Source organism: Clostridium sp. LBM24168 (assembly GCF_052953915.1).
On the sequence record NZ_CP196861.1, the window covers coordinates 768,911 to 790,427 of the forward strand.

A 21,517-nucleotide genomic window follows, 5' to 3' on the forward strand; every position below is an offset into this window, starting at 1 on the left:
TAATATTATTTTTTAATTTTTTCTACAACATCTATTAGATTTTCTACAACATATTCTGCATCTTCTTTTGAAAGTGTAGAATACATTGGAAGAGTTATTTCATTTTCATATTGCTTATAGGCATTTGGATAATCTTTTATTGAATATCCAAGATTTTTATATGCAGTGAACATTGGAAGTGGTGTAAAGTGTACATTGGTTGCGATATCTCTATCCGCCATGGCTTTTATAACTTCATTTCTATCTTCCTCTTTAAAGTTCCTTAGTCTGAGTGTATATAGATGGTATGAGGTTACAGTATCATTTTCCCCTTCAAAAGGAATTATTGCCCAGTCCTTGTCTTTCAATGCATTTGTATATATGTCGAATATTGTTTTGCGCTTTTTTAACATGTTTTCATATCGGGAAAGCTGAACAAGACCTATAGCAGCATTTATATCTGTCATGTTGCATTTATATCCAGGATAGATTATATCGTATTTCCATGCACCTGCTTTCATCTTTGAAAGTGCATCTTTTGACTGACCGTGAAGGGATATCAGTTTAAGATCTTTTGTAAGATCATTTTTGCCAAGCAGTTTATTATCATTGAAAGTTACTGCACCACCTTCTGCTGTAGTTAAATTCTTTACTGCATGGAAGGAAAATACATGGGCATCCATTTGTGATCCAACTTTTTTGCCTTTGTAGCTTGCACCGAATGCATGAGCGGAATCAGCTACAAGGAGTATGTCTTCACGACCTTTTGCTTTAAGTACTTCGTGAATTTTATCATAATCAACAGGTACTCCTGCAATATCTACAGAGTATATGGCCTTTGTATTTGGCTTTATAGCATCATATAATTTATCTATGTCTATAAGGAAAGTACCTTTTTTCACATCCACAAAAGTAGGTTTTATTCCTCTGTGGATGGATACACTTGCAGTTGCCGTATAGGTGTATGGTGTCGTTATTACATCGTCACCTTCTTTTATGTCAAATACCTGGAGAAGAAGTTCCAATCCGGCAGTTGCATTTCCAACTGCTACTGCATGGTTTGCTTCACAGTATTTTGCCAACTGTTTTTCAAATTCCGCAGTTCTAGGGCCGGTAGTTATCCAACCTGATTTTAATACCTCTATTACTGCATTTATTTCATCTTGTGTTATATCAGGTGGAGAAAATGGAATCTTTCTATTCATAAAAATCATATCCTTTCAATATTAGAAAATTAATATAGTAAATCATGGATGGGCAGTGAAGAATCCTGTGTCTTTAGTTATATATATCCAGCCATTTTTTATTATTTCAGAATGTAGAAAATCTGTCAAACTTTTAAGTTCATCTCTTGAAAATGTATTTTTTTTATTCCCGGGCATTGAGAATATATAGTCTATGAGAGCTGATTCATCGGTTATTTTCAGACTGTCATCATATCTTTTCAGGTTTATATTTTTAAACCAATTTTTCATCTTTTTCAAACCATTTTCAAGTTGAAAGTTTTCCGTAAGAGTCCAGCTATTAAAAGTCAGCTTCTTGGAGTTAAAGGTGCTGATTATATCTCTCATTTCTTTCATATGATTTTTCCCAACAGTAGATGCATATACTGTTCCATGAGGTTTAAGCACCCTGCGTATTTCAGAAAATGTAGAATCTATGTTTGAAACGTGATAAAGCATGTTATTTGCAATCACAATGTCAAAGCAGTTATCATGAAATGGAATTTTCTGTGCATCAACTACTTTGAAAATAAATCTCTTAGAATTTTTCCCTAGATTTGTTCTGGCATCTTTTATCATACCTTTAGAAAAGTCAGTTAAAACTATTTTCCAGTTTTTTGGTATCCTGTTTAGATTTTTTTGCCATAGTTCACCATCACCACAGCCAAGTTCCAATATACTGGAATTTTCTTCAACATTGAGTTGGTCAAAGAACCAGTGCATCCATCCCTCTTTATTTGTACTGAATAGTTCATGAATTTTTATTCTTGCCCTTAAGTTGGAGGCATTTTCGTATTGACTCATCCATTGCTGATCCACATTTATTATATTTATTATATTTATAAATTTATTCCAGTTCAATGTATTGTTCATATCCAGCATGGATATGGCCTCATCTATGGATTTTATTACTGTTTCCATATGATTTATTTTCTCTTTCATTATGTCCTTCTGTATTTCCAGGGATTTTTTCAAGTCGCTGTCTTCCATATCGTAATTCATTATTTTCTTTATTTCCTTCAAAGAAAGTCCTATGAACTTTAATGTTAAAATTTTTTGCAGCTTTCCAAAGTCTGATCTACTGTATAATCTATGGCCTGACTTATTATAACCACATGGTTTCAACAGATTTATCTTGTCATAGTATCTTAGAGCTCTAAGAGTAACATTAGCTTTTTTTGAAAATTCTCCCGTAGTAAACAAGGGAGACTTATTATCGGACATTTTGCACCTCCTAGAATATATTAGCACATTACGTAACGTAATGTACAATGGTTTATTTAGCACCTTATATAATGGTATTTGTGAAAATTCGTCAAAAATTCGTCAAAAAATATTTTTAAAATATGTTTTCTATGAAATTCTTAGTATCTCTAAATATATCATTGTTACATGGAGATAAGTCTTCATAATAGGTATGAAGTTCAATATAACTCAAGGTGCAGTTAAATAAAAGAAGGCTTAGGTTAATTGAAAATATTGCTGATTAGGAGAATTGGGTTAGCGTGATGAAATAATTTATATTATACGTTACCGATGTTACCGAATTTATTAACACGAAATGTTATAATATCCATACAACCTAACTTTATATAAAATTGAAGGTGATTTTTTGAAATTAATAACAATAAAAACACATATGGTTAACTGGCTAAAAAATATAGCCAATGGTTCCAAACCAACTGCCAGTGGATATACAGCTGCCGGTCACTGCCCTAATTTTGCCACTCGCTGCTGCTTAAGTTGCGATAGATGCTGGAAAAATTATCGCGAAAAGAATTTTAAGTCATGAAAAAATACCTATATGATGAATTAAAATACTGCCAAAATGTAATATTGGAGGTCATTTAACAGTTATTTAACATTTAATACTTTTTATAGTAATAAATTACATATATAATTATATATGTCCTAAGTAAAATACTTAGAGGAAAAAGTGGGCACTTGATTAGATATCGGGTGTTTATTTTTTCATCCGAAGATATAACATTTTGTTACAAACAATTAATAAATATGACATTGAATTGCAACAAATATCTTATAAAATAATAAGTACATCAGGGAAATACCTTAGAAAAACTTAAAAATAATAGCTCCCTCTATTATTTACGTAAGCAAGTGTCTACGGTTGCAGGACATATTGAGTTTAAGTGCAACCACCACTAGGTTATGTTTTAATAGATCTCCTTTTATAAGCATCCGTTATTTAGGGTGCTTATTTTGTGTCAAGAAAAGTTGGAAATGATAAAATTGAAACGTGATGATCAGTATTATACGAAGCTGTATTACAAAGGTTCGTTAATTACAATATAAAACTTGCTATTATTGCTGATTAAGGTAAAGAACGTTTACCATTAATGTAATCTTCACATGCTTTTACTTTTCATCAAAAGAGTATTTTTGTTTTTTAGACATACAGAAACCCCCTTAAAGTAGTTTTGGTTATTTATCATGTCTACTTTAAGGGGATCATATAATTATTTTTTACCCTAGGCTTTTATTTTCTTATTAAATTTCTATATACCTATAATTCATTTAAGATTGGGTTATTGGAATCATTGTTTTGCTGATATAAATCAGAATTTAAATGTAACTCAGGGTTATTTGATAATATAGGATTTGCAGATATTAGTTGGGCTTGTTTTTGTATTTCCTCATTACGGGAAGATAATAAAGCATTTTTAATAGAATCTTCCTGATCCTGAGTAATAATACCGTTTGATACAAGTTTATCTAATGGAGATTGTGAACTAGTATTTGAATAAGTTGAAGAGGTAGTATTTAATGAGGAAAAAGCATTCTTAATAGAATTTTCTTGTTCCTGGGTAATAGTGTTATTCTCTACTAAATTATCTAGTGCGGAGTTAAATATGTTATTAGTATTAGAAGCCTGCAATGAATTTAAGGTGTTCAATGCCGTGGAGCTAAGTTGAATTGAATCCATCCCTAAATTGAAGATCGAATCATCTGTATCTGAATCATCATCTGAACTTAAAAGTGGGTTCTGGAAAATTTGATTACCTGTATTTATACTGTTGCTGTATAAGTATGAAATTAACGAGCTAATGTCATTAGACATAATTACACTTCCTTTCGATATTTTTATTATAATTTTAAGTCTGTTTCCTTAATATTTTCTTAAACTATATAAAAATTTAAATAAATCATGTCGAAAAGGACATTAATATCGAAATTTTATTTGATAGGTTTATTACAAGAGCTTAAAAAATAAAATTTTGGAGGTACTTATTATATGACGGGTACAATCAAATGGTTTAATGGAGAAAATGAAAAAGATGTTTTGCACGCTTTTCTCAAATAGATTAAGATGATTATAAATTTCTTGATGAAGGACAGAAGGTTACTTTCGATGTAACGAGGGGATAAAAATGACCACAAGATGAGAATATAATCTGTAAATTTTAAAGTAGAGTTTACAGATAAATTGCTAGAAATGCTAAGTTTATAGAAATACCCTATTAGACAATGTAATATAATGCACAATTGTCCTTAATATAGATATTGTGTTTGAAAAGGAAGAAATCTATAATGAGATTATTGTATCTAATTTATTATAAAGTAGTAGGGAGGAATATGAAATGAATTTAAATAGACTTGATAAAGTGTTAGAGCTTATGAAGCTCAAAAATGTACCACAGCTCATTGTATCTGATCCTGCATCTATATTTTATTTGACAGGAAAGTGGATACACCCAGGAGAGAGGTTGTTGGCACTTTATTTAAATATAAATGGAGAAAATAAGTTGTTTATAAATGAATTGTTTCCGTTGAGTGAGGATATCGGTGTACAGAAAATATGGCTTAAGGATACGGATGATGGGGTTAAGATTATGTCCCAATATATAGACAAGGATTTACCTGTAGGAATAGATAAAAACTGGCCTGCTAAATTTTTACTCAGACTTATGGAATTGAAAAGTGGTAAATCTTTTTTAAATGGATCTGAAATATTGGATAGTATAAGAATGCGTAAGGATGAAATGGAAAAGGACTATATGAGAGAAGCTTCTAGATTAAACGATATTGCCATGGGAAAGCTCATAAAACTGATTCCAAAAAAATATACTGAAAAGAAAATGGGAAGGCTTCTGGAAGGTATATATGAAGATATAGGGGCAGATGGTTTTTCTTTTGATCCAATTATTGCTTATGGATTAAATGGCACTGATCCACATCATGAAAGTGACAATTCCACGTTAAATGAAGGAGACAGTATAATTATGGATATTGGGTGCATTAAAAATTCCTATTGCTCTGATATGACCAGAACTGTATTTTATAAATATGTACCTGATATCAGTAAGGAAATTTATAATGTAGTGCTGGAAGCAAATAAAAGGGGAATTGCTGCAGTTAAACCAGGAGAAAGGTTCTGTGATATAGATTTGGCTGTTAGAAATTATATAGAGAGTAAAGGTTATGGAAAATATTTTACACACAGGACAGGACATTCTATAGGAATTGAGTGCCATGATCTTGGGGATGTGTCTTCTGCCAATTTTGAAAGAGTACAGCCTGAAATGATATTTTCAATTGAACCCGGCATTTATATTCCAGGTAAAGCTGGCATAAGAATAGAGGATCTTGTCATGGTTACAGAGGATGGATGTGAGGTATTGAACAGATACAGCAAGGATATAATGGTTGTAAAATAGTGTATGGTATACTGGTTGCATATGAGAATTAAATATTGTAATATATATAATGTACTTATCTGTACTATGTTGTAGGGAGTTATCTATTATGGATATAAATTTTGTAAATATAGTTAATTTTGTTACGATTTTCATATATATAACAATGATATTTGTGGGTGTAGCCTATATATATGAAAGCTTTAAAAAAGTAATTGAAAGCAATATTATAAATAGTATTGTTATACAGGCACTTGGCTATATTAAAAAATTGTCCATAGATCAATATGTATGTTACGAAAAATATGAAATATGGAGATTTTGTGTGGAGCCCAATTTAAAATAGTGTTCTTAAATATAAATTTCAAATAAAGGAGTTAAAACATGAACATTATTTTGAATTCTTTTGCTGTATTGTTGCAATATATATTTGGGATTACAGGAGACTGGGGTATTTCAATAGTAGTATTGACACTGTTTATAAAATTCATGCTTTCACCACTGTCTTTTAATCAGAAGCTTAGTTTGTTAAAGCAACAAAAAATGGGTGAAAAGATAGAAAAGCTGAAGTCCAAATACAAGCACAACAAGGAAAAAATGAAGGAAGAGATTGAAAAATGTTATAAAGACGGAGTAAAAAATATGTTTGGATGTCTTATTACATTTATACAGCTTCCTGTAATATGGGTGTTGTACAGTACTGTAATAAATATGCCAGTAGCTGCAAGTTCCATGCTTGTTCCATGGATTGCTTCCATAAAAATGAGTGACAGTTACTATATTGTCCCATTAATATATTCAGCTGTATCCACTTTCCCATTTCTCATAAATTATGTAGATTATTTTAATATATACAAGCAGGTGCAATCAAATAGAGCAGGTATTTTGATCTCAGTATTTGTAGGTGTTATGATAACTTTTAAAGCACCTATAGCTATAGGAATATATTTTATAACCTCCAATATGTTTTCTTTTATAGAAGATGTAGTTTTTAGGGTGTATGTGAGAAACAAGAGTCTTGTTTAGAAATTAAAAAGGCATTTTTGACTTAAGATGCCTTTTATTCTGCTTAATCAATAAATTGTTTTCTTTTATAATTTACCAATCTGGACATAATAATAAATAAAATGCAATTTTAAAATACTATTGCGTTGAAATAAATAAGTTAATAGAAAAGGAATGATTCTATGATCGATAATAAAGTTACTTCAAATTTTATAAAAAACATAGTTGCAGATGATCTGAAATCAGGAAAATATAAAAATATAATTACCAGATTTCCACCGGAGCCAAATGGATATTTACATATAGGTCATGCAAAATCAATAGTGTTGAATTTTGGATTAGCGGATGAATTTAACGGAAGAACCAACCTCCGTTTTGATGATACGAATCCTATAAAGGAAGATACGGAATTTGTGGAATCTATAAAGGAAGATGTAAAATGGCTTGGATATGAATGGGATGAGCTTCATTTTGCTTCAAATTATTTTGACGAAATGTACAAACGAGCTGTGCTTCTTATAAAAAAAGGAATGGCATATGTATGTGATTTAACGGCAGATCAAATAAGGGAGTATAGGGGAACACTTACAAAACCAGGAAAAGAGAGCCCCTATAGAGGCAGAACAATAGATGAAAATTTGGAATTATTTAAGAAAATGAAAAATGGAGAGTTCAGGGACGGAGAAAAAGTACTTAGGGCAAAAATAGATATGGCGTCTCCAAATATTAATTTAAGGGATCCTGTAATTTACCGTATAGCACATGCTTCTCACCAAAATACAGGTGACAAATGGTGTATATATCCAATGTATGATTTTGCACATCCATTGGAGGATGCAATTGAGGGTATTACACATTCAATATGTACCCTTGAATTTGAAGATCATAGGCCATTATATGACTGGGTAGTGCGTGAATGTGAAATGGAAAATGTACCCAAACAGATAGAGTTTGCAAGACTCAATATGACAAATACAGTCATGAGCAAAAGAAAACTCAAAAAACTTGTAGATGAAAACTTTGTAGATGGTTGGGATGATCCACGTATGCCAACAATTGCAGGACTCAGAAGAAGGGGATATACTCCCGAATCAATCCGAAAGTTTTGTAAAGCTATAGGAGTGGCCAAGGCAAGCAGTATAGTTGATTCTCAGATGCTTGACTATTTTTTAAGAGATGATCTGGAAAAAAATGCACCAAGGACTATGGCAGTTTTAAGACCGATTAAAGTTGTAATAACAAATTATCCGGAAGGAAAGACTGAAAAGTTTGAAGTGGAGAATAATCCTGATGATCATTCAGCAGGAACCAGGGAAGTGCCTTTCTCAAGAGAACTTTACATTGAGCAGGAAGATTTTATGGAAAATCCCCCTAAGAAATATTACAGGCTGTTTCCAGGGAATGAAGTTAGATTAAAAGGGGCTTATTTTGTAAAATGTACTGACGTGGTCAAAGATAACAGTGGAAATTTAGTAGAACTCCATTGTACTTATGATCCTGCATCAAGAGGGGGAAACAGCCCCGATGGAAGAAAGATAAAAGGAACTATCCACTGGGTAAATTTAAATACTGCGATTTCTGCAGAGATAAGATTATATGAACCTCTGATATTGGACGAAGGAGAAGAGAACAGTGATTCATTCTTGGACAATGTCAATCAAAACTCTCTTGAAATATTACATGGTTTTTTGGAGCCAAATATGAAATCGGTAAAGCCTGGACAAAAATTTCAATTTTTTAGACATGGATATTTTAATGTTGATACTAAATTTAGTGAAAATGGGAAACCGGTGTTTAATAGGATTGTTCCATTGAAGAGTTCTTTTAAAATAAAAAAATAAGATACTAAAATGTAGATAAGCTTGAAATTATGCTTATCTACATTTTACTTATAGATTTATACAGTATTTTTTGCCCATATTTACTGGATGATAGGATTTTTTTGCCTTTCTGAGACCTTCAAGTCCTAAATCCTGTTCTCTGTTTATATATTTTACATCGTTCAGGTAATTTTCTACAAATGCTTTGTTTACAAATGTATAGATTCCATTTATAGTTGTAAGTCCTTTTTCTATGTGTATTATTCCCATATCTGAATTTACTTTCTCACCTATTGTAAATGCAGATATTTCATCATCTACATATACAGCCATTGCTTTTAGATTAAGCTGTTGCATGTTGCATGTTATTTCGTTTATACCTTCCAGCTCGTGATACAAGTACTTATTGTCACTATTTTTTAAATCATACCATAGTTTAGCAGCTTTGATACAATCTTCTTTGACTCCCGGTTCGAAAAAGTCCTTTATGGTGTAATTATAGGATTTTATGAATTTGTTGTAGTGGTTTTTCTTTGAATGCAGTTTTTTCCCGGACAATGTTATCAATTTCTGAGTGTCATATATATAGTCAAAATTATCTATGTCTTCTTTTATATGAATATTATCTCCATATAGTTCTCTTAGATCATTTAAAAAGCTCTCTTCTACATCTCCAAATAAATAGGGCATGCTATTTATTGCCGAATATTTTTTTAGTATTTCTACTATATATTTGAGATTCTCTTTTGTATATCCGATAGGTTGCATAAAATAGTAGTTTCCATCAAAACCCATTTTTTTAATTATAAGAACATTATCTACTACAGTATAACTTATATCACATGCTTTTCTCCATATGAGAAAAGTTGTAAAAGAATATTCACAGGTAGTAAAATTATAATTATGTAGATACTTGTCAAAAAAATTTTTGTCATTCATAGTTAGGGGATTAAATTCTAGCATAAATATTCTCCTTGTCATTTAAATTTATTGGTGGATTTATCCTGTAAATGATTGGACTCCCATTCATTTCTCAGAATCCCATACAGGTACATATCATATCTTTTATTATCTCTATGTATAAATTCTCTGTAAGTTCCTTCTTTTTTGAATCCGACCTTTTCGTATAATTTTATAGCAGGTATATTATAAGACAATACAGTTAATTGTATTCTGTGAAGATTGAGTTCCTCAAATCCAAATTCAATAGTGAGATTCAGAGCTTCTTTACCTATGCCAAGTCCGCGGTTTGAATTGCTCCCTATACCTATATATATGGTGGCAGTTCCATTGTTCCACAGTATATTTTCAAAGCCTGTTACTCCTATAAATTCACCATTTAAGATATTTCTTACTGCAAATATAAATTTATCGGAAGATTTTTTTACATCTTCTATCATAGGCCTTAATTCATATAGAGACATGGGGAAAGATGATATCATATCGTAGTTCCTCAAAAATGATACGTCATTATACCATGTTTCAAATATCTTCAAGTCATCATCTCTAAAAGCAGTTAGTATAATTTTAGATCCTTTTAGCAAATCTTTTATCAAGATATTACACCACCTTGTAAAAATTAAAATTAATAGATAATAATTTTATATAAATTATAACTTATACATATACATTAATTCAAATGAAACTACAATTCAAATGAAACTACAGATTTTTAATATTGATTTAATTTTTTGCTATGCTATAATATATATATAAAATAATAACAAGTGAATAAACTATATGGAGAGGTCATATTGATGACCTGAGAGTGGAATGTTATTCCTTATCCTCATAACCTGATTTGGGTAATGCCAACGTAGGGAGATAATATATGTGAAATATATGGCAAAAATTGTTTTAAACACAGATTCTCCTGGAATTTGTGTTTTTTATCTTTTAGGGTATATTTAAATTAGATTATGAGGAAACATTTTTATATGTTTCCTTTTTCCTATATTTTACATGAAATCGAATATTAATATGATGAGTAAGGAGGGAGAAGATTGATCGTAAATGGAGAAAAGATGGAACTTCAAGCTGGAATAACAATTTTAGATCTTTTGAAAACTTTAAATATTGATTCCAATAATGTAGCTGTAGAAGTGGATATGGAAATTGCAGATAGAGGCCAATTTGGGAATATTAAATTGGACAGTAATTCAAAAGTAGAGATAATACGTTTTGTAGGTGGAGGTTAAATCTATAGAGATGAATACAATTGTATTGAAAATTATATAAAGGAGGTATTTTATGGATAAGTTAATTATTGGAGGAAAAGAACTCAGCAGCAGATTATTTTTAGGAACAGGTAAATATTCTTCGGATAAATTATTGCCGGAGGTATTGAAAAGTGCAGAAACTAATGTAGTAACTACAGCACTTAGAAGGGTTGATATGCACTCAAGGAGAGAAAACATAATAGATTTTATAGGAAAGGAATATATTTTACTTCCGAATACATCAGGAGCAAGAACCGCAGATGAAGTAGTAAGGCTTGCAAAGCTTGGAAGAGCTGCTGGATGTGGAAACTGGATAAAGATAGAAGCAGTATCTGACAATAAGTATCTTCTGCCGGATAATATCGAAACTATAAAGGCAACAGAAGAGCTTGTTAAGGACGGATTTGTAGTACTTCCCTATATAAATCCCGATCTTTCAGATGCGAAAAGGCTGGTAAATGTTGGAGCAGCGGCTGTTATGCCTCTTGGTTCCCCTATAGGTTCAAACAGAGGAATAAGGACCAAAGAAATGATTAGGATACTTATAGACGAAATAGATATTCCTATAATAGTAGATGCAGGTATAGGAAAACCTTCTGATGCAACTCTAGTCATGGAGATGGGAGCAGATGCTGTACTTGTAAATACTGCTATAGCTACATCGGAGGATCCTGTACTCATGGCAGAAGCCTTTAAATATGCAGTAAAAGCTGGAAGACAAGCATATATTGCAAAACTTGGTGCCCAAAGAGAAAGTGCAGCAGCTTCTTCTCCACTCACAGGATTTTTGAGATAGGAGGAAATATAATGGGAATTTATGAAGAAATACAGAAATATAAAAATTTTAATTTTGATAGATTTTTGGAAAGTGTTACAGATTCTAAAATAGAAAATATACTTTTGAAAGATAGAATTTCATTGGAAGACTTTTTAGCACTTTTATCTCCGACAGCAGAAAAATATCTGGAGCCTATGGCTAGAAAAGCTAGAGAAATAAGTATAAGAAATTTTGGAAAGAGCATAGTTTTATATACGCCTATGTATATTGCAAATTATTGTACAAATAAATGTATTTACTGTGGTTACAATGTGGAAAATAAAATAGCCCGAAAGAAAATGACCTATGAGGAAATTGACAGAGAAGCTAAAGCAATATCACAGACAGGATTGAAACATATAATATTGCTTACAGGTGAGTCTAGATATCATTGCCCAATGGAATATCTTAAAGAAGCTGTTAAAATACTCAAAAAATATTTCGATTCCATATGCCTTGAGATATATCCGCTTGAGGAAAATGAGTATAGGGAGCTTGTAGAACTTGGTGCAGATAGTCTGACCGTATATCAGGAAACTTATAATGAGGATGTATATAAAACCGTGCATCTTGCAGGCAAGAAGAGAGACTACAGATATAGACTGGAGGCACTTGACAGAGGATGTAGGGCAGGAATACATTCTGTTGGGATGAGTGCACTTCTTGGACTTTACAAATGGAGAAATGAAGTGTTTTTAACTGGAGTTCATGCAGCGTACATTTCAAAAAATTATCCATCTGTTGAAATAAGCATGTCTGTTCCTAGAATAAGACCCCATGCTGGAAGTCCGATTAAAATATATGAAGTGACTGACAAGAATTTAGTACAAGCTGCTCTTGCATATAAGATATTTTTACAGAGGGCAGGAATTAATATTACTACAAGGGAAGGCGAGCAGATGAGAAATAATCTTATTCCACTTGGAGTTACAAAAATGTCTGCAGGTGTTACTACCGAGGTTGGTGGACATTCATTGAGCAATGAGGATAAAGGAGAAGGCCAATTTATAATATCTGATGCCAGGTCAGTTGACGAAATAAAGGATGAAATAGAGAAACAAGGGTATAATCCGATATTCAAGGACTGGCAGTATTGTTAAATGGGAGATAAGGATATTTTCAAGCTAAAGGGGAATAAAAAGATAATTTCAGTTACAAATAGACATCTTGTACCGAAAGGATATTTTTATAATGTGCTGGAAAAATGCGCAGAATTTGGTACAGATGCTATAATGCTTAGGGAAAAAGATTTGTGTTATGAAGAAATTATTGAAATGGGTAAAAAGGTGAAAACTATATCGGATAGATATAAAAAGAAACTCATAATAAATGGAAATGCAAAGGCAGCTTTATGTCTTGAGGCTTTTGCACTCCATGTGGGGTTTCAAGAATTTAAAGCCATGCAGAAGAATAGTAGTGAGATAGATTTCCTAAAAAATAAAAAAATAAAAATAGGAGTTTCAATCCATAGTGTTCGTGAAGCCATAGAAATTGAAAGATCAGGAGCAGATTATGTAATGGCAGGCAATATATTTCAGACTAGTTGCAAACCGGGTCTTGAAGGAAAAGGATTGAATTTTTTAAGCAGAGTGAGTGAAAGTGTGAATATACCTGTAATTGCAATAGGAGGCATTGGACCTCATAATATTGAAGATGTCTTCAGTACCGAAGTCTATGGAGCGGCTATAATGTCTTATGCAATGAAAATTAATAGCTAATAAATATGGGGCTGTCGCATTAGCATAAAAATTATGCTAATGTGACAGCCTTTTTTAACATTTTATAGAAATTTTCATGATAATTTAAAGCAACACAAACTCTATAACTAAAAAATGGTACACTTTAATAAGACTTTTCTATTAAGGCTTTTTTGATTCACAGGCTTTTTAAGATTTTAAAATTAAGCACTACTTTTAAGTGGAAAAAGATGATTTTCTGTTCTATCTGACTGAATTTTATTATGGAGCTTATTGACATTATGTGCCATCGCTAACAAAATACTTTCCGCCAAAATATTCTGTTTACCTCTACTTAGATATCTACGAAATCCCATATCCTGTTTTATCTCTGCAAAGGAGCCTTCGGCTTGGATACTTCGATTCATTCTTAGCTCGCAGCCTTCTTCACTTACAATTCTTTCAAGATTCTCTTTGCGGAGCATGTTGAACAGCTTTGAAGTTTCAAGATTTTTGACCCTTTCTTCCAATGGTATTTTGCTGTTATGTCCTTTTATACATTTACTTTTATGCTGGCAGTTATTGCAATCCTCACATGTATAGATTGTTTTCTCACTTATATAACCAGTCCTGCTTTTCCTTTTTAGTACCCTGTTTACTGTTAGCTTCTTATTATTTTTACAGGTATAATAGTCGCCAGATTTGTTATAATCTATATTATCTATCCGGCTTATATCATTTTTATATTTACGCGTTTTGGATATTTCATAGTTTGCTGGTTTTATATATGATAACTGTCCGTTCGCTTTAACATAAACATAATTTTCTTCACTCTCATAACCTGCATCAGCAGTAATTTTAAAATACTTAAAATACAGGAGGTTCTCCATGCTTTTTATGAATGGAATCAACGTTTTTGTATCCGTGCTCTGGTTGCCTGCAGTAAGCCATACTATATATTCAGAATCTACTCCATGCTGAACATTGTATGCAGGTTTTAGCTGACCGTTTTTCATGGCATCTTCTTTCATCCTCATAAAAGTTGCATCCTTATCCGTCTTCGAGTAGCTGTTACGCTTGCCGCAGGTATGGATTTTCTGTGTATACTCTTTCAGCTTATTAAGATATCCCTCAAGCTTTTCAATAGAACGTTGAATTGGATTTTTCCTTTTGCCAGATCCATGTACAAACTGTATATTTTCTTTATGCTTCAAGGCGTAAAGTTTCTTGCGTAACTTTTTTACGTGCTTTATTTTTACCTTATTTTGATATACAAGCTTTAGTCCGTACAGTTCTTCACATTCAGCCACAAAATCAGCTAATTTAGAAAGCAGTCTGGCTAAATTTTTTGAAACTGATCTTTTCCAGATAAAAGTATATTTGTTTGCACAAGCTTCTATCTTTGTACCGTCAATAAATACAGCATCACCTGATATTTCTCCAATCTCATAAAGGAAGTTTGTCATTTCGGCCATGATTGTTTCTGAACATGGAGCGAAATGAAGGCTGCGGAATCTAGCAAATGTAGAATGATCCGGTACTTGTGAACCTTCTAAGAGATACATAAAGTTCACGTCTCTTTTGCATGATTTCTCCATTTCTCTTGATGAATAATTATGATTCATATATGAGTAAAGTACAATCTTCAGCATCTGACGCGGTGTTGCCTGATTCTCCCTCATACGGGAGTAAGTCGAATACAAATCTGTTAAATCCATCTCCTCTACAAACTGACTTAGCAAATGCACCGAATCATTATCTGGTATCATGTAATCAATATTTAATGGAAGTTTTAATTGATAATTTCCACGATTTGAAGTATAATTTTTATGTAAATTAATGTATTTAGTCATATATTAATTTTACCATAAATCTTTCACTCTTCCGAGTGGGAGATTTATTTTTTACGTAAAAAACTGTCGCACTAATTTTTTTTAGTGCGACAGCCCCATATTTATTATATCTATTTTATGAGTTTCATAAGTTCTATTGGATTGTTGATGAGTAGTTTTGCACCATTTTTCAATAATTCATCTGATGATCTAAACCCCCAGGTAGCTCCTACGGCATACATGCCTGCACTATTGGCTGTTTCCATATCGACGCCTGTGTCTCCAAGATATAAATATTTAGATGGTGTGATTTTTGAGAGTGATGATATTTCAACAGCTGAATGTGGATCTGGCTTATTTGGAACACCATCACGTGAACCTAATACGATATTGAAACGATTTAGTCCGAAAAATTTATCAATCATTATTTTAGTGAATTGATCTGGTTTATTTGATAGAACAGACATTTGTATACCTTCAGAAACGAGTTTATCTAAAAGTTCCTCTATTTTGTCATATGGTTTTGTTGATTCATGCCATTTTTTGTTGTATTCGTCTTTAAGCTGTGATAGGCACAATTTTACCATTTCTTCGTTTATAATTTCTTTTGGCAAAGTACGTCTTACCAATTTTTCCATACCATTTCCTATAAAATAATTGTACTTTTTGGTATCATGAATTGGAAACCCATGTTTTTTCAATACAATATTCATTGAATTGGCAAGATCATCTAATGTATTTAGTAATGTTCCGTCAAGGTCAAAAATAATTCCCGAATAATTCATTTTAATTCCTCCAGTTTTAGTCTGAACAAGATAAAAAAATTTTAAATATGCTATTCGGATATTTCATTAAGCTTGTCAACCAATACAGTGAGATTGTTTATAGAAGAATTTAGTTCTTGAATTTGAGAAAATTGGTCTTTAAATGTATCAGAAGTTGAATTTATCCCATTAGATATATTATTTACTGATTTCTCTATTTCTTTAAGTGTGGAATTTATTTGAGATACAGATTCATTGCTAGAACTTGAAAGTTTTCGTATTTCGTTTGCAACTACAGTAAAGCCCTTTCCGCTTTCTCCTGCCCTTGAAGCTTCAATTGCGGCATTGAGGCCTAAAAGATTTGTTTTGGAAGCTATATTTTTTATAAAATTTAGTACCTCATCTGTATTTTTTGTTTTGTTTGCAGCATCCTTAACTTCGGATAATATATTATCGTTAGAAATTACCGACTTTTCTATACCCGATGTTATAATTTCACAGGCTTTTGAAATATTGTCGATGGCTTTTGACAGTATTTTGGATGCTTCCAGGAATTTATAGTGACGTTTCATACTTTTAACTAAAACTACACTTCCTATTATCTTATCATTTTCTTTTACTGGTATTCCTATAGCTTTTATCTCAACGCCAAAAGTTTCTTTTGGAACTATTGTTACTATTGGTTTACCAGCCTTTATGCATTCGTAGGCAGCACCCTTTGGCCTTAGAGGATCACCGGGCTTTGCATTCATATTTATATTTTCACTATTTACTATTTTTATGAAGTTAGTAGTTGTTGACATAGTAAAAGCTATTTCATCATCGAAAAAGTAATGCATATAAGGCATTAAAATATTAAAAGCCTGTTGGAAGTTGTTATTGATCTCAATAGTGTTTTCCATTATTTATATCACCCCAAATTAAACCATAATTTAAAATACGTAATTCATCAAATATAATTTTAAAGGTTGTAAGTCGATTTGTCCATGATTAATTTTTAGGCTGTTTTTTGTATAAAAAGTCACATTTATTGCTCCAATTAATATTATAGAAGTATAGAACACATGATGAAAAATCAGGATACCTAATAAATATTTAAGAAAATAAGGAGGGGTCTATTATGTCACACAGATGTAAAGGCGATTATTCAGCACAAAGATGTGGATCTGGAAAAGAAGTATTAGTAATAATAATAATACTGATACTGTTCTGTGGAGTTAGCTGTGGAGACTATTAGGAGAAAGTAACATTTTATAAGATTCACTAATATACTGGAATTGAACAAAGGATTAAAAATAAGTTAGCTTAATACAAGATGATAAGGAGGGGTCTTTATGTCACGTTCATGTGGATCAGGTAGTGGAAGCAGAGGAGTATTAGTAATAATAATAATACTGATACTATGCTGTGGAGTTAGCTGTGGAGACAGATATTAGCAAAATGATAAATTTTATATGATTAACTTTTAAAGAGGGACAATACGCCCCTCTTCTGTTTATAAAATATGTTTAAATACATTGGATTAGAAATTAAAGAACATGGTAATTGGATGATAGGGGGGGATTTTTATGTCATGCTGCAGGCATAGATGTCATAGACACAGAGGCAGAGGCTGTGGATGTTTTGGCGGTGGAAGCGAATGTATAATAATATTGATATTACTGGTATGTTGCTGCGGTTGCGGCAGAAGATTCTGTTAGATTTATACAATAATATTTTGATAATAAAATTAAGGGAGAATGAAAACTTCATTTTCCCTTTTCTAATAGAATAAATTATTCATAGAGTCTATATCCTTTATGATTATTATATTTTTATCCATTTCAATTAAGTTGTCATTTTTCATATTTATAAGTTCCCTCGACAATGAGGGTCTAGGTATTCCGAGCTGATTGGACATTTCTTTTTTTGTTATATTTAATTTTATTTTTAAGTTTTTTGTAGAGGAATACTCTTCTAAAAGATATGATGCAATTTTCTGTCTTAATGTCTGATAAGACATATTTTTGACTTTTTTGTTTAACATTAATATCTTGTTCGATAGAAGTGTCATGAAATTATTTAAAAAAATGGAGTACATACTGCAGAGTTTTAATATATTTTCTTTTGATATGAACATTATGTCCGAATTGTTTGAGGAAATTATAGTGGCAGGATAAGTATTTTTATTTGAAAATATTATAACCTCTCCAAATATATTTCCTTTATCCAATTTGCTTATGGTAACAATTTTACCAGAAGCATATAGTTTCTGAACCTCAATATTTCCATCAAGTACTATACCTATCCTTGAACAATTTGAACCTTCTACGGCAATAACCTCATCTTTTGAATAATTAGAAATTGTGTGTGGTATTTTATTTAATAAACTAGTTATTTCGCTGTCAGAAAAATTTTTCATCAGTATGCACTTTTTTAATGAGCTTATAATTTTATCCATAATTTGTACTCCACTGTAATGATTTGAATTTTTATTGATTATGGTAACATTAGTTACTGATATTATATATTTATTTTATTATAATAAAGTCATAAAATCAATGTTGAGGAGGAATTTGTGATGATAAGAAAAATAGTTAATATAAATAAAGAAAAATGCAATGGATGTGGATTGTGTGCTAATGCCTGCCATGAAGGTGCGATAAAGGTGGTTGATGGCAAAGCTGAGCTTATAAGTGATGAATACTGTGATGGATTGGGGGATTGCCTTCCTGAATGTCCTACAGGTGCAATAGAAATAATTGAACGGGAAAGTAAAGCTTATGACGAAAAGTTGGTTATAAAAAAGAAGAGGGAAAAGGAAAAATTACCTTGTGGATGTCCTGGAACGGCAGCTAGAACAATAAATAGGGAAAGCAATGTTAATTTAAGAGTCAGTAACAAAGTCAATGATGTAGAAAATAATGTATCTGAATTACAACAATGGCCGGTTCAGTTGAAACTTATAAATACAAGGGCTCCTTATTTGAAGAATGCGGATCTTTTAGTGGCGGCAGATTGTACTGCCTATGCCTATGCAGGTTTTCACAAGGATTTTATAAAAGGACATATTACGGTTATAGGTTGTCCGAAGCTAGATGATATATCTTACTATGAGGATAAACTGTCAGAAATTATTTCAAATAGCAATTTGAAAAGTATAACTGTCATCAGAATGGAGGTCCCATGCTGCAAAGGGATTGTAAATGCAGTAAAAAATGCAATGTTGAGATCCAAGGTAATAATTCCATATAGAGAGATTATTGTTTCAACTGATGGAAATATCATGCGTTAGGATGTTCAAATGTTCCATAAATTACAGGCCTATAATTATTCACCATAATTTTACCCTTGGCTATTACGCAGTACAGGTTCAACTTTTTGTCTAAAAGCAGTATATCTGCATCAAAATCTTCTTTTATTTGGCCTTTACCTTTTAATTTTAAAAGTTGTGCTGGTGAAGAAGTAAATGGTATAATGGCATTTTCAAGTGATATTCCTCTTTGTATCGATTCCCTTATAGTCTCCATGTCTGTAGTAGGAAGTCCAACAGTTAATTTTGCTAGATTACCATTGCCATCAAATATGGGCATACTTCCTCCAGCATCGGAACTCATAGTTATATGATAAGGAGAGATATTCTCTTTTAACATCGATGTATACAATTCTGATGCGGATACGGATGTATTATTTTCATTTTTTATTCCTGTGGTTATATCTATAAATCCTCCAATTTTGGCATATTCAAGGGACTGTTTTACAAGAAGTGGATTTCTGTTTAAATGAGTTGGGAGAATATTTTCAATGGGAATTTCTGCACTGTCTATAAGATCGAATAGAGGTTTCAATCCACTTTTGTCATCTCCTACATGAATGTGAAGTATACCGCATTTTCCGGAGAGAAGTCCTCCTGCACATGTTTCACTTGCAATATGTACTAGGTCATGGGAAGAAGGATAGCTTCCCCTATGGTCTGATATAGCTATTTCACCGGCACCTATTATTTTATCTATTAGGATTATGTCACCTCTTACCGTATCAGTAATCGTTCTTGTGGGAACTTCATAACATCCTGTCCAGCAATATGTACTTATTCCTTCGGCTTCAAGAGCCCTTGCTTTTGAAATTAGGCTTCCCATACTTCTAGTAATTCCATCTGTACCTAGAAGACCTACACAGGTTGTAATTCCATTTGTAGTAAAATGTGTAAGATTCATTTCAGGGGTTCTGTTGGTAAAACCACCTTCACCACCAGCACCATTTATATGCATGTGAAGGTCGATGATACCTGGAACAGCAGTTAAATTGCTGCCATCAATTATAGTGATTTCTGGAAAATTCCTGTCTGGTATATTTATTTTGGAGGATAAATAGGCTATTTTATCAAAACATATAAGTATGCTTTTTTTCCCTATATATTTTGGAGAAAATATTTCTATATTTTTAATGAGTAACATAAATATAACAACACCCCTTTATTATACTATGTCTATTAATAGAAATTTTATACTTATACTGTTTTTAAATATATCCATTTAATGCCCTTATGGATATTTCTCCAGATATAATATTTCTTATGGATCCATCTGGATACTTGACTACAAGTTCACCATTTTCTCCAATATCTATAGCTTTTGCAAAGTATGATTTTCCACTGGATAGTATCCTTATATCACGTCCAAGTACAGCAGAATGTTCTTTGCATATACTTATTGATGATTTTACAGTAGCTTCTTTTTTAAATTCCATATATAGTTTCTCAAAATTGTTTATTAATGTTCCTAGAAGAAATTTCCTATCAATTAGAGAAGCTGTTTCAATTTTTAAAGAAGAAGCTTTATTGGCTATTGTATTATCTTCAAAATCTTCCTTATCCAGATTTACATTTATACCTATGCCTACAATTACATAATTTACTCTATTGAGTTCTCCACTCATTTCAGTAAGTATTCCACATACTTTTTTGTGATTTATGATTATATCATTTGGCCATTTTATACTTCCATCTATTTTTAATTCGCCTAAAGCAGTTATAACGGCAGCTGCAGCTATCTGAGTTATCTTAGGAACATCTATGGGTGCAGTTTCAGGCCTTAAAATTATGGAAAGCCATATACCCTTGTATTTTGGAGAAATCCAGGTTCGTCCAAGCCTTCCATGACCTATAGTCTGCTCTTCGGAAACTACAACAGTTCCATGTGGTTCACCTTTTTCAGCCAGCTCTTTTGCTTTCATATTTGTAGAATTTATACTGTCAAAATAGAAAAAATTTTTCCCGATGCAGTTTGTGTGAAGTATGCATTTTACTTCATCATAAGTCAGTATATCTGGAGAATATATTAGTCTGTATCCCTTTTTAGGAGATGAATCTATTTTATAACCCTCGTTTCTCAGTATATTTATATATTTCCATATGGCTGTACGACTAACTTTTAATTTTTCACTTATTAACTGGCCGGAAAGGAAAGTATCCTTATTTTCTTTTAGTAAATTTAATATAGATTCTTTCATAAAAATCATCCTTTTCTTGTACTAACTAATGGTATTA

The 21,517-nt window shown here is 31.8% G+C and carries 20 protein-coding genes and 1 riboswitch; of the genes, 9 read left to right on the top strand and 11 right to left on the bottom strand.

The genetic code is table 11. The features are described from left to right. Positions 1–5: 5 nt before the first annotated feature. From ACSVC9_RS03760 to ACSVC9_RS03770, 3 genes are all read right to left on the bottom strand, one after another. Positions 6–1,184: a DegT/DnrJ/EryC1/StrS family aminotransferase gene (locus ACSVC9_RS03760; protein ID WP_446899021.1), complete on the bottom strand. Its 1,179-nt coding sequence runs from the start codon at positions 1,182–1,184 to the stop codon at positions 6–8. Between the two features lie 42 nt (positions 1,185–1,226). Then, the gene (locus tag ACSVC9_RS03765; RefSeq protein WP_446899022.1) at positions 1,227–2,426 is read right to left on the bottom strand and encodes a MerR family transcriptional regulator; all 1,200 of its coding nucleotides are present in this window, start codon (positions 2,424–2,426) and stop codon (positions 1,227–1,229) included. Positions 2,427–3,726: 1,300 nt separating this feature from the next. Next, entirely contained in the window at positions 3,727–4,281 is a 555-nt protein-coding gene (locus tag ACSVC9_RS03770; RefSeq protein ID WP_446899023.1) for a hypothetical protein, read from the bottom strand. A gap of 520 nt (positions 4,282–4,801) precedes the next feature. On the opposite strand from ACSVC9_RS03770, the gene ACSVC9_RS03775 reads away from it, so the two are divergent. From ACSVC9_RS03775 to ACSVC9_RS03790, 4 genes are all read left to right on the top strand, one after another. Further along, positions 4,802–5,878: a M24 family metallopeptidase gene (locus ACSVC9_RS03775; protein WP_446899024.1), complete on the top strand. Its 1,077-nt coding sequence runs from the start codon at positions 4,802–4,804 to the stop codon at positions 5,876–5,878. Between the two features lie 88 nt (positions 5,879–5,966). After that, positions 5,967–6,203, top strand: coding sequence for a hypothetical protein (locus ACSVC9_RS03780; RefSeq protein WP_446899025.1), 237 nt, complete (start codon positions 5,967–5,969; stop codon positions 6,201–6,203). A 38-nt stretch (positions 6,204–6,241) separates the two neighbouring features. Beyond that, a complete protein-coding gene (yidC, locus tag ACSVC9_RS03785) occupies positions 6,242–6,883 on the top strand; it encodes a membrane protein insertase YidC (protein WP_446899026.1) in 642 nt (213 codons plus the stop codon). A gap of 161 nt (positions 6,884–7,044) precedes the next feature. Further along, a complete protein-coding gene (locus ACSVC9_RS03790) occupies positions 7,045–8,703 on the top strand; it encodes a glutamine--tRNA ligase/YqeY domain fusion protein (RefSeq protein WP_446899027.1) in 1,659 nt (552 codons plus the stop codon). A 48-nt stretch (positions 8,704–8,751) separates the two neighbouring features. Here ACSVC9_RS03790 and ACSVC9_RS03795 read toward each other — a convergent pair whose 3' ends face one another. Both ACSVC9_RS03795 and ACSVC9_RS03800 read right to left on the bottom strand, forming a co-directional pair. Continuing rightward, positions 8,752–9,645 (bottom strand): DUF2156 domain-containing protein, encoded by an 894-nt coding sequence (locus ACSVC9_RS03795; RefSeq protein ID WP_446899028.1) that lies wholly within the window; start codon positions 9,643–9,645, stop codon positions 8,752–8,754. 14 nt (positions 9,646–9,659) lie between these two features. After that, positions 9,660–10,238: a GNAT family N-acetyltransferase gene (locus tag ACSVC9_RS03800; RefSeq protein WP_446899029.1), complete on the bottom strand. Its 579-nt coding sequence runs from the start codon at positions 10,236–10,238 to the stop codon at positions 9,660–9,662. 175 nt (positions 10,239–10,413) lie between these two features. After that, a riboswitch (TPP riboswitch) is annotated at positions 10,414–10,522 on the top strand. A 163-nt stretch (positions 10,523–10,685) separates the two neighbouring features. Here ACSVC9_RS03800 and thiS point away from each other — a divergent pair. Genes thiS through ACSVC9_RS03820 form a run of 4 tightly spaced genes read left to right on the top strand, consistent with a single transcriptional unit; the run spans position 10,686 to position 13,436 of the window. Further along, positions 10,686–10,880, top strand: a complete 195-nt coding sequence (thiS, locus tag ACSVC9_RS03805; protein WP_446899030.1) for a sulfur carrier protein ThiS — start codon at positions 10,686–10,688, stop codon at positions 10,878–10,880. Between the two features lie 52 nt (positions 10,881–10,932). Next, the gene (locus ACSVC9_RS03810; protein ID WP_446899031.1) at positions 10,933–11,697 is read left to right on the top strand and encodes a HisA/HisF-related TIM barrel protein; all 765 of its coding nucleotides are present in this window, start codon (positions 10,933–10,935) and stop codon (positions 11,695–11,697) included. 11 nt (positions 11,698–11,708) lie between these two features. Continuing rightward, positions 11,709–12,818 (top strand): 2-iminoacetate synthase ThiH, encoded by a 1,110-nt coding sequence (gene thiH / locus ACSVC9_RS03815; RefSeq protein ID WP_446899032.1) that lies wholly within the window; start codon positions 11,709–11,711, stop codon positions 12,816–12,818. Next, positions 12,819–13,436: a thiamine phosphate synthase gene (locus ACSVC9_RS03820; protein ID WP_446899033.1), complete on the top strand. Its 618-nt coding sequence runs from the start codon at positions 12,819–12,821 to the stop codon at positions 13,434–13,436. A gap of 182 nt (positions 13,437–13,618) precedes the next feature. Here the strand turns inward: ACSVC9_RS03820 and ACSVC9_RS03825 are convergent, their stop codons facing one another. The 4 genes from ACSVC9_RS03825 to ACSVC9_RS03840 form a co-directional block, all read right to left on the bottom strand. Further along, the gene (locus ACSVC9_RS03825; RefSeq protein WP_446897624.1) at positions 13,619–15,247 is read right to left on the bottom strand and encodes an IS1182 family transposase; all 1,629 of its coding nucleotides are present in this window, start codon (positions 15,245–15,247) and stop codon (positions 13,619–13,621) included. 110 nt (positions 15,248–15,357) lie between these two features. Continuing rightward, positions 15,358–16,011, bottom strand: coding sequence for an HAD family hydrolase (locus ACSVC9_RS03830; protein ID WP_446899034.1), 654 nt, complete (start codon positions 16,009–16,011; stop codon positions 15,358–15,360). Between the two features lie 50 nt (positions 16,012–16,061). Further along, a complete protein-coding gene (locus ACSVC9_RS03835; RefSeq protein WP_446899035.1) occupies positions 16,062–16,892 on the bottom strand; it encodes a methyl-accepting chemotaxis protein in 831 nt (276 codons plus the stop codon). Positions 16,893–17,752: 860 nt separating this feature from the next. Continuing rightward, on the bottom strand, positions 17,753–18,430 hold the full coding sequence (locus tag ACSVC9_RS03840) for a Crp/Fnr family transcriptional regulator (RefSeq protein ID WP_446899036.1): 678 nt from the start codon (positions 18,428–18,430) through the stop codon (positions 17,753–17,755). 120 nt (positions 18,431–18,550) lie between these two features. Between ACSVC9_RS03840 and ACSVC9_RS03845 the strand changes: the two genes are divergently transcribed. Then, on the top strand, positions 18,551–19,264 hold the full coding sequence (locus tag ACSVC9_RS03845) for an ATP-binding protein (RefSeq protein WP_446899037.1): 714 nt from the start codon (positions 18,551–18,553) through the stop codon (positions 19,262–19,264). Here ACSVC9_RS03845 and iadA read toward each other — a convergent pair. Together iadA and ACSVC9_RS03855 are read right to left on the bottom strand one after the other, a co-directional pair. Further along, positions 19,254–20,426, bottom strand: coding sequence for a beta-aspartyl-peptidase (iadA, locus tag ACSVC9_RS03850; RefSeq protein ID WP_446899038.1), 1,173 nt, complete (start codon positions 20,424–20,426; stop codon positions 19,254–19,256). The two genes, ACSVC9_RS03845 and iadA, sit on opposite strands and share 11 nt — an antisense overlap. Before the next feature lie 64 nt (positions 20,427–20,490). Beyond that, positions 20,491–21,480, bottom strand: coding sequence for a biotin--[acetyl-CoA-carboxylase] ligase (locus ACSVC9_RS03855; RefSeq protein WP_446899039.1), 990 nt, complete (start codon positions 21,478–21,480; stop codon positions 20,491–20,493). Positions 21,481–21,517 lie beyond the last annotated feature (37 nt).

Bases quoted from the DNA above. Each gene is read 5' to 3' on its own strand.
- ACSVC9_RS03760 (WP_446899021.1), bottom strand. From the start codon at position 1,184: ATGAATAGAAAGATTCCATTTTCTCCACCTGATATAACACAAGATGAA.
- ACSVC9_RS03765 (WP_446899022.1), bottom strand. From the start codon at position 2,426: ATGTCCGATAATAAGTCTCCCTTGTTTACTACGGGAGAATTTTCAAAA.
- ACSVC9_RS03770 (WP_446899023.1), bottom strand. From the start codon at position 4,281: ATGTCTAATGACATTAGCTCGTTAATTTCATACTTATACAGCAACAGT.
- ACSVC9_RS03775 (WP_446899024.1), top strand. From the start codon at position 4,802: ATGAATTTAAATAGACTTGATAAAGTGTTAGAGCTTATGAAGCTCAAA.
- ACSVC9_RS03780 (WP_446899025.1), top strand. From the start codon at position 5,967: ATGGATATAAATTTTGTAAATATAGTTAATTTTGTTACGATTTTCATA.
- yidC (WP_446899026.1), top strand. From the start codon at position 6,242: ATGAACATTATTTTGAATTCTTTTGCTGTATTGTTGCAATATATATTT.
- ACSVC9_RS03790 (WP_446899027.1), top strand. From the start codon at position 7,045: ATGATCGATAATAAAGTTACTTCAAATTTTATAAAAAACATAGTTGCA.
- ACSVC9_RS03795 (WP_446899028.1), bottom strand. From the start codon at position 9,645: ATGCTAGAATTTAATCCCCTAACTATGAATGACAAAAATTTTTTTGAC.
- ACSVC9_RS03810 (WP_446899031.1), top strand. From the start codon at position 10,933: ATGGATAAGTTAATTATTGGAGGAAAAGAACTCAGCAGCAGATTATTT.
- thiH (WP_446899032.1), top strand. From the start codon at position 11,709: ATGGGAATTTATGAAGAAATACAGAAATATAAAAATTTTAATTTTGAT.
- ACSVC9_RS03820 (WP_446899033.1), top strand. From the start codon at position 12,819: ATGGGAGATAAGGATATTTTCAAGCTAAAGGGGAATAAAAAGATAATT.
- ACSVC9_RS03825 (WP_446897624.1), bottom strand. From the start codon at position 15,247: ATGACTAAATACATTAATTTACATAAAAATTATACTTCAAATCGTGGA.
- ACSVC9_RS03830 (WP_446899034.1), bottom strand. From the start codon at position 16,011: ATGAATTATTCGGGAATTATTTTTGACCTTGACGGAACATTACTAAAT.
- ACSVC9_RS03835 (WP_446899035.1), bottom strand. From the start codon at position 16,892: ATGGAAAACACTATTGAGATCAATAACAACTTCCAACAGGCTTTTAAT.
- ACSVC9_RS03840 (WP_446899036.1), bottom strand. From the start codon at position 18,430: ATGGATAAAATTATAAGCTCATTAAAAAAGTGCATACTGATGAAAAAT.
- ACSVC9_RS03845 (WP_446899037.1), top strand. From the start codon at position 18,551: ATGATAAGAAAAATAGTTAATATAAATAAAGAAAAATGCAATGGATGT.
- iadA (WP_446899038.1), bottom strand. From the start codon at position 20,426: ATGTTACTCATTAAAAATATAGAAATATTTTCTCCAAAATATATAGGG.
- ACSVC9_RS03855 (WP_446899039.1), bottom strand. From the start codon at position 21,480: ATGAAAGAATCTATATTAAATTTACTAAAAGAAAATAAGGATACTTTC.